Genomic DNA, 12995 nt, shown 5'->3' with positions numbered 1-12995 from the left:
TCGCCCCAGCTTTTCTCAATTCCTATCGAATTGATATGAATTGTGGCGCGACGGCGGAATGGGGCATCTGCGTCGGGTAGCCAGAGTTGAGTTGATGACCCCAACGCCCTCCCTCTTCGAAGCGCCTCGCCGCGACCGCGATGACCCGCCGATCCTGATCGTGCCGGGTCTCTACAACTCCGGCCCCGACCACTGGCAGAGCCATTGGGAACGCGAGCTGCCCAACGCCCAGCGCGTCGAGCAGCAGGACTGGGAGCGCCCGTTGCTGGGCGACTGGACCATCAGCCTGGCCGAGGCCATCCGCCAGAACCCCGGCGCGATCCTGGTCGCCCATAGCCTGGGCTGCGCCCTGATCTGCCACCTGGCCCAGGTGACCGGCGGACGCGGCGTCGGCGGCGCCATGCTGGTCGCCCCGGCCGACGTCAATCGCGAGGGTCCGGCCGGCCGCCTGCTGGTCGGCTTCTCCCCCATACCCCGCCAGCGGTTGCCGTTTCCGAGCCTGGTCGTGGCCAGCCGCGACGACCCCTATGTCGAGATCGAGCGGGCCGAGGCGTTCGCACGGAGCTGGGGGTCGGAGTTTGTGGACCTCGGCCGCGCTGGGCACATCAATGTGGAGTCGGGGCACGGGGCGTGGGTGAAGGGGCGCGGTCTGCTGCGGGGGCTGGTGCAGCGGGTGGCGGCCGCTGAGCGGCTTTAGGACACAGCAGCGACGGCGACCAAATTTTGCGTCCCCGGTTGGTGGGCACCCAACCGTTCTCTTACTTTGACTTCCGCAGCAAGGAGTAACCCCCCGGCGTCCGCCATAAATGCGTCTGTATCTGTGAGATCCATTCGCTGTCCTGGTTCAGGCGGATACTGGTGATTGTGGACTGCCTGATCGACGGCTCTTCGAGCCAAATCCAACAGATTTCGAATCGACGCACCGGTTTCCTGATCCAGAAAAATGCTGTGCCCGATCAGATAATTGCGCGCATCGTGAACCGTCTTGTAGGCGTGGTTCAGCTTGGAGACGTTCTCGAGTTTGGTGAAAAGATCCTGTCTCCGGTTCATGTTCTGCTCCCGGCGCACCTCATCCTTCGCATGCTCAGGGACGTCGAGAAACGCGAGAACTTCTTCAAGCGCGGCTGCATTTATACCGTAGACGTTCGCGCCCGGACGAAAGCGGGAAGCAACTGCTTGGGTAGCAGAAACTGCGTTGTGAACCCGGTCCCAAATCTCCGGTAGAGCTACGAACTCGCGCTCCAGTAGTCGGGTTCTACGGCCCAGGTCCGTCGATAGCTCTACCTTCAAGCGCTCCACTTCCGCCGCGTTCACACGCTGTAGATCAGCTTTATGGGTCTCCAGTTCCTTGGCGAAGCCCTTTTCGATCAACTTCTTAGTTAGCCAGACCGAGGCACTAACAACAAAGCTCCCCACGATGGCAATCCCGCCTAACAGCCGGACCACATCCCAAAATGTATCGATGATCCCGAGCATTCCCCCTCCACCGCTCTAGCTTGCAGCAATGAGCTTGGCCTGACCGAGGATGTTCTTGAATTCAAATAATCGAAAAGAAAGAATTGGTGCGGGCGGTCGGGGTCGAACCGACACTCCTTTCGGAACCGGATTTTGAGTCCGGCGCGTCTACCAGTTTCACCACGCCCGCAGGCTTCGCGTCTCCGCGAAGGGTGGTCTTCCTAACAGGCGTCGCCGGCGATTTCCAGTCTTCAGAACGCGGTTTAGCGACGGCCCGTGAAACGGCTACGGCGGGCTGATCGTCTCGCCGCCGGTCAGTTGCACGGCGGCGGTTTCGAGGTGGTCCAGCAGGCGCTTGAACATCGCCACTTCGCTGGGGGCCAGGCCGGCCAGCAGGGTCGCCTCATAGGCCAGGGCCAGCGGGGCGATCTCGGCGAACAGGCGACGTCCAGCAGCGGTGAGTTCCAGGGTGTGCGAGCGGCGGTCCGAGCGGACCGTCGTACGCGCCACCAGGCGGCGGACGACCAGTTCCTGCGCGGCGCGGCTGACCCGGACCTTGTCCATCGCCGTGCGGGTGACGGCGGTGTGCTGGGTCAGAGAGCCCTCGGCCAGCACCGACATCAGCCGCCACTGCGGGATGGTCAGGCCGAAGCGGTCCTCGTAGGCGCGGGCGATCAGGCGGCTGACCGCCGCCGACGCCGTGGCCAGGCGATAGGGCACGTAGTCGATGAGGCTGACACCAGCCTCGGGCGCTTCGGGCGCGCCAGACGTGATCGGAGAGACCGTCGCGGTCATACCCTTCCTTTCGTCCTCCCAGGCGCAGCCGCCTTTGGAAGGAGCGGCCTTCGCCAATCCATTGCGCGTTGGTCGGACCATGGCGTTGGCCCACGCGTCGTCTTGGTGTGAGCGTCCCCGGCCCGCGCCTCAACGGCGGGGCGAGTTCACTCGAACGAAGAGCCACTTTCGCACGCCCCTTGGGCAGAGAATAGCCGTCTCGCCCACCTGAACGGCGTTCTTATGCCTCGGGATGTCAGTGATGGTCGGCGCCGTGCAGCTTTTCCTTGGGCATGGGCGGCAGGGTCGTCAGCGACTTCTGGCAGTCCTCCAGCTCGCGCAGGCAGTTGGGACGGTTCCAGAAGTCGGCGAACTCGGCCACGGCCAGGCGCAGCAGTTGCTTGAATTCCTTCGAGTCAGGCCCCTTGGGCTCCTCGTGGTGGTCGTCGTGCTTGGCGTCCGGCTTGTAGGACGCCAGCAGCACGGTCTGGGAGCCGACGATCGTCACGTTGCGACTCAGCACCTCGACCCCGCCGCCCCGGCACTTGTCGTCGCACTTGTGCTTTTCGGGCCCGTGGACGGCGCAGACGGCGTCTTCGCCGTGCTTGTCATGCTTGTCGTCCTTGCCGTGCGCGGCGCCGTCCTTGTGGCCGTCCTTCGGCTTCTCCTCGGGCGGCTTGCCGTCGATGGCGTCGGACAGGTGCTTGAACGCCTTGGCGCAGGGGCCGCCGAACATCAGCAGCGGGCCGATCAGCCGCCTGACCTCGTCGAGCAGTTCGTGGGCCTTCTTTTCCAGTTCGCCGGAATGGGCGCTGGAGGCGGCCACGCACTTGGCCTTGATGGCCTCGTGGATCTTCTTGGGCACGTCGCTGGTCTTTTCGCCCTTCTCGTCGCGCCCCGTCAGGCGGCCGGCGAAGAAGGCCAGGGCGGCGATGGCGACGCCGGCCAGAATCAGCAGGAAGACCAGGGTCGGGTCGAAGACCGGCACCGGCTGCTCGACCGGAAATTCAGACTGGTACACGGCGATCCCCCTTGGCCCCATACGCCACGCGTCGAATAGCGCGGCCTATGGTTAACGCAACAGCGTTATCTATGCACGGCCAAGGTTCTTATCGCGGGGCGGAAATGATGCTGGAGACCCGCGCGCCCGCCTCATAGCGCGACGGACCGCCAAAGACGCTCACCTCGCAGAGGATGTCGCCGCCCTCGGCCGAGGCCCAGATGTAGCTGCGCTCGACCTCGACATAGCGGCCGGCGGGGGAAATGCCCTCGAAGGTGTCGCCCCAAGGCACGATCCCGCGCAGCTCCTGCCAGCGCAGGGTCACGGCGCGCGAAAGCTCGTCGCGCGCCATGGCCTCCAGGTCGGGATCGCCCACAGGACTGCTCACCGAAAGCCTCAGCCTTCGGCGGTGTCGCGGAAATAGGCTTCGACCTCGCCCTGCAGCTTCAGGGTCATGGCGTTGCCCTTGCGGTCGACGGTCTTGCCGGCCGCGACCCGCACCCACTTCTCGCTGATGCAGTATTCCTCGACATTGGTCTTCTCGACGCCCTTGAAGCGGATGCCGATGCCGCGCTCCAGCAGGTCAGCGTCGTAGTACGGGCTGGCCGGATTGACGGAGAGGCGGTCGGGAGGCGTGTCGCTCATGGTCTTCAGCTTTCGGTCGGGGCAGCGCGGCCCATGTCTTGGCCGGCGGTGATAGCCACGAAACGCTGAAAATCCAAATCCGGCGACGCGCCGCCCGTCCTTTTAGGCCTGCGGGTCTTCCTTCACGGGGTCGGCGGCCGACACCGCGCCGTCGTTGTTGGTGTCGTGCGTCACGAACATCCGCCAGCCGGAATAGTCGAACTCGGCGCGGGTGATGGCGCTGCTCTTGTCGCTGTCGAGCACGTCGAAGCGGACATCGGCTTGGCGCATCTGGCGCTCGCGCTCTTCTTCCTTCTTCTCAGGCGTACGCGCGTCCGTGGCCAGCTTCTTCTCCAGGCGCGCCTTGAACTCGCCGACATATTCGGACCGTGACAGCGCGCCGTTCCTGTCAGCGTCGGTGGCGGCGAACTGCACGGCGCGGGTGGCGGCGTACTCGTCCTTGGTGACGACGCCGTCGCCGTTCTGGTCCTGCTCCTTGATGAAGGTGTCGCGGGCGTGCGAGGCGGCGAAGGCGGTTCCGGCGCTCAACGAAAGGACGGCGACGGCGGCGAGGATCGTGCGGGTCTTCATGGGATGTCCTAGCGGAGAGATTCGAAGGTCAGGGCGTAGGTGAAGCTCTGGCCGGGCTGGCCAGCGGCCGCCGGGGCGACGCGGTAGCGGGTCTGGGCCTGGTAGATTCCCGACCTGTCGACCTTCAGGGCGAAGCGGCCCTTGGCGTCGCTCTTCACAGTCCTGGGCGCGGCTTTGGTGTCGGCGTAGCGGTCGTCGGCGCCCTGAAAGGTGATGTCCTGACCCGCCAGCGGCTTGCCGTCGAACAGCACCTCGAACACGGCGTCCTGGCCGGTGACGATCTTGCTGGGGTGGGTGATGGCGTGGAACTCCAGGCCATTGCCGATCGGGGCCAGGGCCGCGTCGCTGGGCGCGCCGCGCGTCACATAGACGTCGGCCAGGGTCAGGCTCTGCATGTCGATGGCGTCGGCCGGCGCCTTGTCGCCCTCGAAGAACTGCCACTCGCCCTTGACCAGGGCGGCCTTGGCGGTGCGACCGCCGCGCAGGCCGGTGGTGATGCGATAGGTCCCCGGTTTCTCGGTGACCGCTTCGACCAGCGCCAGTTCGCGGGTGTAGACCGGAGTCAGCGCGACGCGCACGCCGTCGGGACCGATCACGGCATAGGCGTCGGACCTCATCGCCACCTCGGGCGTGAAGAAGCTCTCGGTGAAGGCCCCCTGCACCGTCACGAGCTTGCGGTCCGAGGCGTCGAACACGGTCGGCAGCAGATAGGGCGAGTGGGCCTGGGCGGCTGAGCCGGCCAGGCTGAGCAGGAGCGCGCCGCCCAGCAGGCCAGCGCGGAGAGAACGGATCATCGGCAACATCCCGGTCGCCGCTCCAGTCGCGGCGAGGCTTGAGATATTGCGATTAGTTCTGAGAATCAATTGCAAATAGCTTGACCGGTCCAACGGGTCGATTTAGGCCACCGCCATCCAATTGCGAATAAGTCGCAACAACCATCGAAGGGGATATCGATGTCTCGCCTGAAGCTGGCCACCCTCGCAGCGGCCTCCACCGCCGCGCTCCTGGCCGCCGCCGCGCCTTCCTCCCAAGCCTGGGCCGCCGACAACACCGCCGACGCGGTCGAGGTCGACAAGGTCACCGTCACCGCCACGCGCTCGGAAAAGTCGGTCGCCAAGGTCCCGGCCACCGTGACCGTCATCTCGTCGGACGAGATCGAGGACGGCCTGGTCAAGGACATCAAGGATCTGGTCCGCGACGAGCCGGGCGTGTCGGTCCGCAGCGCCCCTGCCCGCTTCACCGCCGCCGGTTCCTCGACCGGCCGCGACGGCAATGCCGGCTTCAACATCCGCGGGCTGGAAGGCAACCGCGTGCTGATCGTCGTGGACGGCGTGCGCGTGCCGGACGGCTTCGCCTTCGGGGCCCAGTCGACCGGGCGCGGCGACTATGTCGACCTCGATATCCTCAAGTCGGTCGAGATCGTGCGCGGCCCCGCCTCGGCCCTGTACGGCGCCGATGGCCTGGCGGGTTCTGTAAGCTTCATCACCAAGGATCCGTCGGACATCCTGAAGGACGGCAAGACCTTCGCCGGCCGCGCCCGCGTCGGCTACGCCTCGGCCGACAAGAGCTGGACCGAAAGCCTGCTGCTGGCCGGCAAGTCGGACCGATGGGAAGCCCTGGCCGCCTACACCCGCCGCGACGGCAAGGGCCAGAAGACGGCCGGGACCAACGACTCGGCCAACACCGACCGCACCACCGCCAATCCCGAGGACAACCAGTCCAATTCGTTCCTGGGCAAGCTGATCTACAGCCCCAATGACAGGAATCGCTTCCGCCTGACGGTCGACCACATGGATCGCGACGTCGACTGGACCGTGCTGTCGGCCATCGCCAAGCCGCCGCTGGCCGCGACCAGCGTCGTCGGTCTGACCGCCTTCGACAAGATCAAGCGCAACCGGGTCAGCGCCGACCACCGCTTCGACGGCGGCGAAGGCCTGATCAACGCCGCCCGCTCGACCGTCTACTGGCAGAAGAGCACGACCCGGCAGTTCTCGGCCGAGGACCGCAACACGGCCGCCGACCGTACCCGCGACGCCACGTTCAACAACCGCGTCCTGGGCGCCAGCGTCGAGTTGCACAGCGTCTTCGACACCGGCGCGCTGAAGCACGAGATCGTCTGGGGCGGCGACGCCTCGCTCACCCGCCAGCAAGGCACGCGCGACGGCACGGTTCCGCCGGCCGGCGAGACCTTCCCCGGCAAGGCCTTCCCGACCACCGACTTCACCCTGGCCGGCCTCTATGTGCAGGACGAGATCACGGCGGGTCCGGTGACGATCTATCCGGCTGTTCGCTTCGACTACTACAAGCTGGACCCGAAGGCCGACCCGCTGTTCACGACCAGCGCGTCAGGCCAGCACGACTCGCACGTCTCGCCCAAGCTCGGCCTGGTTTGGGAGGCCAGCGACCTCGTCACCGTGTTCGCCAACGCCGCCGCCGGCTTCAAGGCCCCCGCCCCCATCCAGATCAACACCGGCTTCGCTAACCTGGTCTCGAACTACAAGTCGATCTCGAACCCGGACCTGAAGCCCGAGACCAGCAAGACCCTGGAAGGCGGCGTTCGCCTGCACCGAGACGGCTGGCGGGTGGCCGTCACCGGCTTCACCGGCAAATATGACGACTTCATCGAGCAGGTGCAGGTCGGCGGGAACTTCACCGCCGCCAATCCGGCCGTCTACCAGTACATCAACCTGTCGGACGCCAAGATCAGCGGCGCCGAGGCCAAGGCCTCGTTCGACCTGGGCAAGGGCTTCACGGCCCGCGCCGCGGCCTCGTATTCCAAGGGCTCGTCCAAGACCAATGGCGTCCGCACGCCGCTGGTCTCGATCGACCCGGTCAAGCTGACCGGCGGCATCGCCTATCGCGCGCCGACGGGGCGGTTCGGCGGCGATCTCAGCGTCGTTCACTCCGACCGCAAGTCGGCTAGCCGCGCGGGCGTCACCTGCACCGGCGGCTGCTTCACGCCGCCCGCGTTCACCGTCGTCGACGCCACCGCCTGGGTGGCCGTCACCGACGCGGTGACCGTGCGCGCCGGCGTCTTCAACCTGACCGACGAGACGTACTGGTGGTGGAGCGACGCGCGCGGCCTGGCCGACAGCTCGACCGTCAAGGACGGCTACAGCCAGCCCGGCCGAAACTACAGCGTTTCCCTCGCGCTGAAGTTCTAGAGCTAGGGCTAGCTTAGGAGCGGCGCGCGTGGGCCGGGAAGCCGCGCGCGCCGACATCCTTGCGGACAAGCTCGCTTGGCCCTGCTAGCAACGCGCAACAGGTTTCTTCGGAGTTCGCATGCTGCGCCGTATGTACGACTGGGTCATGGGCCTGGCCGCTTCCCGCCACGCTCCCAAGAGCCTTTTCGCCGTCTCGTTCGCCGAGAGCTCGTTCTTCCCGATTCCTCCGGACGTGATGCTGGCCCCGATGGTGCTGGCCAAGCCGGAGAAGGCCTGGCGCTACGCCCTGATCTGCACGCTCGGTTCGGTGCTGGGCGGCATGCTGGGCTGGGCCATCGGCTATTTCCTGCGCGATTTCGGCCTCTGGATGATGTCGGCCACCGGCCACGCCGGCGGCCTCGAGCAGTTCCAGTGCTGGTACGGCAAGTACGGCGTCTGGGTGATCCTGGCCAAGGGCCTGACCCCGATCCCTTACAAGCTGGTGACCATCGCTTCTGGTGTCGCGGCCTTCAGCTTCCCGATCTTCGTCGCCGCCTCGGCCGTGACGCGCGGCGCGCGCTTCTTCATGGTCGCCTTCATCGTCAAGAAGTTCGGCCCCACCCTGCTGCCGATCGTCGAGCGCCGCCTGGCCCTGTTCGCCGGAATTTTGATCGCCCTCCTTGTCATCGGCCTGACGGCCAGCCACTTCATCGGCGGGGGCGGACATGCTGGAGCTTGCGCCGCGTGACGAACGACGATCCGAAGACTGAAATCCCGGCCGGCGGCGCGACGCCCGCCGCCACGCCAGTGCGCGGTCCCGCGCCCGCGGCGGCCGAAGCCCCGACCTTCATCGGCGTCGTCTACGACCTGGTGACGCGCCACTGGCCGTTGGTCGCCTTCCTGTCCAGCGCGCTGATGCTGGCCATCGCCCATGCGTTCGAGACCTTCGGCCATCTCGCCCCTTGCCACCTCTGCCTGAAGGCCCGCGAGGTCTATTGGGTGGCCGGGACCGTCGGCCTGATCGGCGCCGTCCTGCAGCGCGCGCCGCTGTGGGCTCGCCTACGTCTACCGGTGAACCTGCTGCTGGGCGCGACCTTCCTGTACGGGACGGGTCTGGCCGCCTTCCACGCGGGCGTCGAGTGGAAGTGGTGGCCGGGTCCGACCACCTGCACCGGCACGGGCGCGGCCAGCGCGGTCAACCTCTCGGCCATGCTGGACGGCTCGCTGAAGATCAAGCCGCCGATGTGCGACAAGGCCGCCTGGGTGTTCCTGGGGCTGTCGATGGCGGGCTGGAACGCCCTGGTCTCGCTGAAGCTGACCGTCTGGTCGGTGCTGGCGGGCCTGCGCAAGACGGAGACGCTGTGATGACCCGTCCGATCCCCTCTCGCCCTGGCCAGGGCGCGCTGAGCTCGCGCCTCGCCGAGATCCTGCGCGTCGACCAGGCCGGCGAACTGGCGGCCGTGCACATCTATCGTGGCCAGGCGGCGGTCATGCGCGCCGCGCCGGGCCGCGAGCGCATCGCCAGCCAACTGCAGGAGATGGAGGGCCACGAGCAGGTCCACCTGAGCCGCTTCAACGAACTGCTTGCCGAGCGCAAGGTCCGCCCGACCCTGATGTCGCCGGTCTGGCGCGCCGCCGCCTTTGCGCTTGGCGCCGGCACCGCCTTGCTGGGCGACAAGGCCGCCCATGCCTGCACAGAGGCCGTCGAGAACGTCATCGAGAAGCACTATGCCGGCCAAATCGAAGAGCTGAAGGACCGCGACCCGGCCCTGGCCGCCGAACTGACCCAGTTCCGCGACGACGAGCTTGGACACCGCGACATCGCCGTCGAGGAAGGCGCGCATGAAGCCGTCGCCTACCCGTTGCTGACCGCCGTGATCCAGGCCGGCTGCCGCGCCGCCATCAAGATCAGCGAGAAGATCTAGGCCCTCGGGTTGGCGCCCGCCGCGCGCGGGCCTACCGATGCTCCCCACAAGACCTTGCGTTGGGAGTCGCCTTCTTGTCGTTCCGTATCTTCGCCGCCTGCGCGGCGTCGCTGCTGGCCCTGTCGACGGCTCACGCTAGCGAGCCTCTGAAGACCAGCGAACTCAGCCTGCAGACCGGCGGCCCGATGCCCGCCGAGCAGCGGGCGCTGGACTTCGAGCACGCCGACCTCAAGTTCAAGATCCTGCCCGACAAGAAGGCGATCGAGGGCGAAGCGACCCTGACCTTCACGGCCAAGGCGCGGCTGGACAAGCTGGTCCTCGACTTCGACCGCGTCTTCATGATCCGCAAGCTGACCATCGACGGCAAGGCGCTGAAACCCACGGCCTGGACAAATCCCGAAGGCCGGATGACCATCACCCTGCCGAAGAGGGTGGCCAAGGGCAGGTCGGTGACGGTCGTCGTCAACTATGACGGCGTCCCGCTGGAGGCCAAGCGCGCCCCGTGGGACGGCGGCTTCGTCTGGAGCAAGGCGCCGACCGGCGAGCCCTGGATCGCGACCGCCGTACAAGGCGACGGCTGCGACATCTTCTGGCCCTGCATCGACTATCCGACGGGCGAGCCGAAGCTGGTCGACCTGCACATCACCGTCCCCGCCCCTCTGGTCGCCCCGGCCAACGGCGTCTTCATGGGCATGACCGAGAAGGACGGCTGGCGAACCTACAACTGGCGGGCCAAGAACCCGAACACCTACGCCATCGCCCTGGATGTCGGCCCCTACGAGGAGATGACGGCCACCTATAAGAGCCGCTTCGGCGACAGCTTCCCGATGTCGTTCTGGTATCTGAAAGGCAGCGCCGACAAGGCCAAGGGCCTGTTCGCCGAGTTCGCGCCGATGCTGGATTTCTACGAGCAGATGATCGGCCCCTACCCGTTCCGCGACGAGAAGATGGGCGTGGTCGAGACCCCCCACCTGGGCATGGAGCACCAGACGATCAACGCCTACGGCAACAAGTACAAGAAGGAGGTCTACGGCTTCGACTGGCTGCTGCAGCACGAGTTCGCGCACGAGTGGTTCGGCAACCAACTGACCAACAGCGACAATGACGACATGTGGCTGCACGAGGGCTATGGGACCTACATGCAGCCGCTGATGTCCCAGTGGCTGCACGGCGACATGGAGTACATGGCGCGCCTGAACCAGATGCGGGTCGACACCAAGAACAGGTTCCCGATCGTCTCCGGCAAACAGCTGAAGGAAGACGAGGTCTATAACGGCGAGCGCGGGCCGGGGAACGACATCTACTACAAGGCCGCCAACGTCCTGCACACGCTGCGGACCCTGGTCGGCGACGAGGCCTTCTTCAAGATCACCCGCATCGCTGTCTACGGCCGCGACGATCCCAAGCCGGGCAACTTCACGACCCGCTACCTGGGCACCCAGGACTATATCAAGATCGTAAACCGGGTGACCGGCAAGGACTATTGCTGGTTCTTCGACGTCTATCTCTATGAGGCCGCGCCGCCGGAACTGGTCGAGAGCCGCGAGGGCGGCGACCTGGTGCTGACCTGGAAGACGCCCAAGAACAAACCCTTCCCGATGCCGGTGGACGTCAAGGTCGGCGACAGGATCGTCACCCTGCCGATGGCCGACGGAACAGGCCGGGTGAGCATCGGCGACACCGTGCCGATCATCGTCGACCCGGCCTCCAAGGTCCTGCGCCGGCAGCCTTATCTGGAAGCTTATCAGGCCTGGAAGAAGGCCCAGGACGACGCCGCCAAGGCCGAGGCCGAAGCCAAGAAAGCGGCGGAAGGCGCGAAGAAATAGCGGTCACCTTCCGCTAACCCTGTCCGTTCACCGGATGGCGCGACCTTCCAGGTTAGGACCCGCATGTCCTTCCGGAGGTCGCGTCCCATGTTCAAGCCCGTCCACTTCGTCGCCGCCGCGCGTTTCACGCTGGTGGCTGGATCCCTGGCCGTGGTGGTGCTGACTCTAGGTCCGTTCCAGGGGGCGGAGGGCCACTTCGGCCTCACCGACAAGGAAGCGCACGCCATCGCCTTCGGCGGCCTGCTTGCCGTGTCGTTCCTGGCTTTCCCCCGCATGCGCCGCAATGACCTGGCCATCGCGGCCCTGGTGCTGGGCGCGGCGGTCGAGGTCGCCCAGATCATCGCCCACCGCGACGGCAATATCGCCGACTGGCTGGCCGACGCGGCCGGCATCCTGACGATCTATGGCGCCAGCATGATCGAGACCGTTCGCAAGCTGGCCCGCGAACAGGGCGACCTGACCTTCGCCCAGATCGCCGCGCTTGATCGGCGTCGCGGCCGCCGCCAGCGCGCGACGGCCTTCTCACCGACGCAGACGGACGCGCCCAGCTTCGCCGAGCGCGCCGCCCGTCGGTTTCCCGTCAGGTAATGCGCTTGACGCTGACCGGGTCGCTGCCCGGGAAGCTTTCTTCCAGACCTTCGTCCAGCAGGGCTTCCTGACGGCTTTCGGAGTTGGCGACCTTGCTGGCCAGTTGGTCGTGCTTTTCGTTGTCGGCCAACGGACGCTTGGCCTCGCGCGCGTGCGGCGCGTCGATATGGCGGTCTTCCGGACGCGCCTTGCTCTCCGAGGCCATGTCGGCCGTGGACGCGGCGGTGCCGTGCGTGAAGTGGCGTTGGTCGCCGTCGGTATTGGGTTGTCGGCTCATGGCTTAGTCTCCCGTGGCTTTTTGGCCTCGGAGTAAAAACCCGCCGCTCCAGGTTCGGGTTGCATGGCAACGGCGCGAGGCAGCTATCCCCTCGCGCCCAACCCGGGCCGTTTTGCTGTCTGAAGCCAGAGGCTCTTAAGCCTCCAGCTCGATGTCCCAGTACAGATAGTCCAGCCAGCTGACGTGCAGCCGGCCCGGCGGGAAGCGGCGCCCCCGCTCCTGCAGCTCATGCATCGACGGACGGCGGGCGTTGTGGAAGGGCTGCATGCCCGCCTCGCGCGGCGTGCGGCCGCCCTTGCTGAGATTACAGGGCGCGCAGGCGGTGACGATGTTCTCCCAGGTGGTCCGGCCGCCACGCGAGCGGGGGATCACATGGTCGAAGGTCAGATCCTCCGGCGAACCGCAGTACTGGCAGCTGAAGCTGTCGCGCAGGAACAGGTTGAAGCGCGTGAAGGCCGGCGGCCGCTCCTGAGGCACGTACTGCTTCAGCGCCACGACGCTGGGCAGTCGCATCTCGAACGACGGCGAATGGACGACCTGGTCGTAGCTGGCCACGACGTCGACGCGATCCAGGAACACCGCCTTGATCACCTCCTGCCACGGCCAGAGGGACAGCGGATAATAGCTGAGCGGCCTGAAATCGGCGTTGAGCACGAGGGCCGGCATGCCCGAGGGCGGGCGTGTGAGGACCTGCATCAGATCCCCCCTTCGAGGCGAACGGCTGAGCGTTCAGCACCTCGGCTGATGTGGTACGCGACAGGACTGAAGACGGGCCTCCTTCCTACGCTATTC

General features: G+C 66.4%; 16 protein-coding genes and 1 tRNA gene. 7 read left to right on the top strand and 10 right to left on the bottom strand.

Annotation, left to right across the window (positions count from 1 at the left end):
• Window positions 1-94: 94 nt before the first annotated feature.
• Window positions 95-697, top strand: a complete 603-nt coding sequence (locus tag CSW62_RS07930; RefSeq protein WP_099576626.1) for an alpha/beta hydrolase — start codon at window positions 95-97, stop codon at window positions 695-697.
• Here the strand turns inward: CSW62_RS07930 and CSW62_RS07925 are convergent.
• The 8 genes from CSW62_RS07925 to CSW62_RS07890 form a co-directional block, all read right to left on the bottom strand.
• Window positions 694-1476: a hypothetical protein gene (locus tag CSW62_RS07925; RefSeq protein WP_099576624.1), complete on the bottom strand. Its 783-nt coding sequence runs from the start codon at window positions 1474-1476 to the stop codon at window positions 694-696. The two genes, CSW62_RS07930 and CSW62_RS07925, sit on opposite strands and share 4 nt — an antisense overlap.
• A gap of 84 nt (window positions 1477-1560) precedes the next feature.
• Window positions 1561-1645: transfer RNA gene (locus CSW62_RS07920), tRNA-Leu, on the bottom strand.
• A 95-nt stretch (window positions 1646-1740) separates the two neighbouring features.
• The gene (locus CSW62_RS07915; RefSeq protein ID WP_099576622.1) at window positions 1741-2250 is read right to left on the bottom strand and encodes a MarR family winged helix-turn-helix transcriptional regulator; all 510 of its coding nucleotides are present in this window, start codon (window positions 2248-2250) and stop codon (window positions 1741-1743) included.
• A 235-nt stretch (window positions 2251-2485) separates the two neighbouring features.
• A complete protein-coding gene (locus CSW62_RS07910; protein WP_233206631.1) occupies window positions 2486-3250 on the bottom strand; it encodes a hypothetical protein in 765 nt (254 codons plus the stop codon).
• Window positions 3251-3338: 88 nt separating this feature from the next.
• Window positions 3339-3581 carry a hypothetical protein gene (locus CSW62_RS07905; protein WP_099582209.1) on the bottom strand — a complete coding sequence of 81 codons (243 nt, stop codon included), beginning with the start codon at window positions 3579-3581 and terminating at the stop codon, window positions 3339-3341.
• Window positions 3582-3625: 44 nt separating this feature from the next.
• Window positions 3626-3874, bottom strand: a complete 249-nt coding sequence (locus tag CSW62_RS07900; protein WP_099576618.1) for a DUF3297 family protein — start codon at window positions 3872-3874, stop codon at window positions 3626-3628.
• A gap of 102 nt (window positions 3875-3976) precedes the next feature.
• On the bottom strand, window positions 3977-4444 hold the full coding sequence (locus CSW62_RS07895; protein ID WP_099576616.1) for a hypothetical protein: 468 nt from the start codon (window positions 4442-4444) through the stop codon (window positions 3977-3979).
• Between the two features lie 8 nt (window positions 4445-4452).
• Entirely contained in the window at window positions 4453-5238 is a 786-nt protein-coding gene (locus tag CSW62_RS07890; protein WP_099582208.1) for a DUF4198 domain-containing protein, read from the bottom strand.
• 159 nt (window positions 5239-5397) lie between these two features.
• Between CSW62_RS07890 and CSW62_RS07885 the strand changes: the two genes are divergently transcribed.
• From CSW62_RS07885 to CSW62_RS07860, 6 genes are all read left to right on the top strand, one after another.
• Window positions 5398-7608, top strand: coding sequence for a TonB-dependent hemoglobin/transferrin/lactoferrin family receptor (locus tag CSW62_RS07885; RefSeq protein WP_099576615.1), 2211 nt, complete (start codon window positions 5398-5400; stop codon window positions 7606-7608).
• A 118-nt stretch (window positions 7609-7726) separates the two neighbouring features.
• Window positions 7727-8335 (top strand): YqaA family protein, encoded by a 609-nt coding sequence (locus CSW62_RS07880; protein ID WP_099576613.1) that lies wholly within the window; start codon window positions 7727-7729, stop codon window positions 8333-8335.
• Complete coding sequence (locus tag CSW62_RS07875) at window positions 8332-8952, top strand: disulfide bond formation protein B (RefSeq protein WP_099582207.1); 621 nt, start codon at window positions 8332-8334, stop codon at window positions 8950-8952. The genes CSW62_RS07880 and CSW62_RS07875 overlap by 4 nt, the downstream gene beginning before the upstream one ends.
• Window positions 8952-9512, top strand: coding sequence for a demethoxyubiquinone hydroxylase family protein (locus CSW62_RS07870; RefSeq protein ID WP_099576611.1), 561 nt, complete (start codon window positions 8952-8954; stop codon window positions 9510-9512). Before CSW62_RS07875 ends, CSW62_RS07870 begins: the two co-directional genes overlap by 1 nt.
• A gap of 59 nt (window positions 9513-9571) precedes the next feature.
• Complete coding sequence (locus CSW62_RS07865; protein ID WP_199170541.1) at window positions 9572-11338, top strand: M1 family metallopeptidase; 1767 nt, start codon at window positions 9572-9574, stop codon at window positions 11336-11338.
• Window positions 11339-11425: 87 nt separating this feature from the next.
• Window positions 11426-11926, top strand: a complete 501-nt coding sequence (locus tag CSW62_RS07860) for an antibiotic resistance protein VanZ (protein ID WP_099576609.1) — start codon at window positions 11426-11428, stop codon at window positions 11924-11926.
• Here the strand turns inward: CSW62_RS07860 and CSW62_RS07855 are convergent.
• Together CSW62_RS07855 and CSW62_RS07850 are read right to left on the bottom strand one after the other, a co-directional pair.
• Window positions 11919-12203, bottom strand: coding sequence for a hypothetical protein (locus tag CSW62_RS07855; RefSeq protein ID WP_099576607.1), 285 nt, complete (start codon window positions 12201-12203; stop codon window positions 11919-11921). The genes CSW62_RS07860 and CSW62_RS07855 overlap by 8 nt on opposite strands.
• 135 nt (window positions 12204-12338) lie before the next feature.
• Entirely contained in the window at window positions 12339-12902 is a 564-nt protein-coding gene (locus CSW62_RS07850) for an HNH endonuclease (protein ID WP_099576605.1), read from the bottom strand.
• Window positions 12903-12995: the final 93 nt, after the last annotated feature.

Source organism: Caulobacter sp. FWC2, from assembly GCF_002742625.1.
Lineage (GTDB): Bacteria > Pseudomonadota > Alphaproteobacteria > Caulobacterales > Caulobacteraceae > Caulobacter.
The sequence above is the reverse complement of the archived record's forward strand: the minus strand, read 5'-3'. Positions and strand labels throughout refer to the sequence as shown.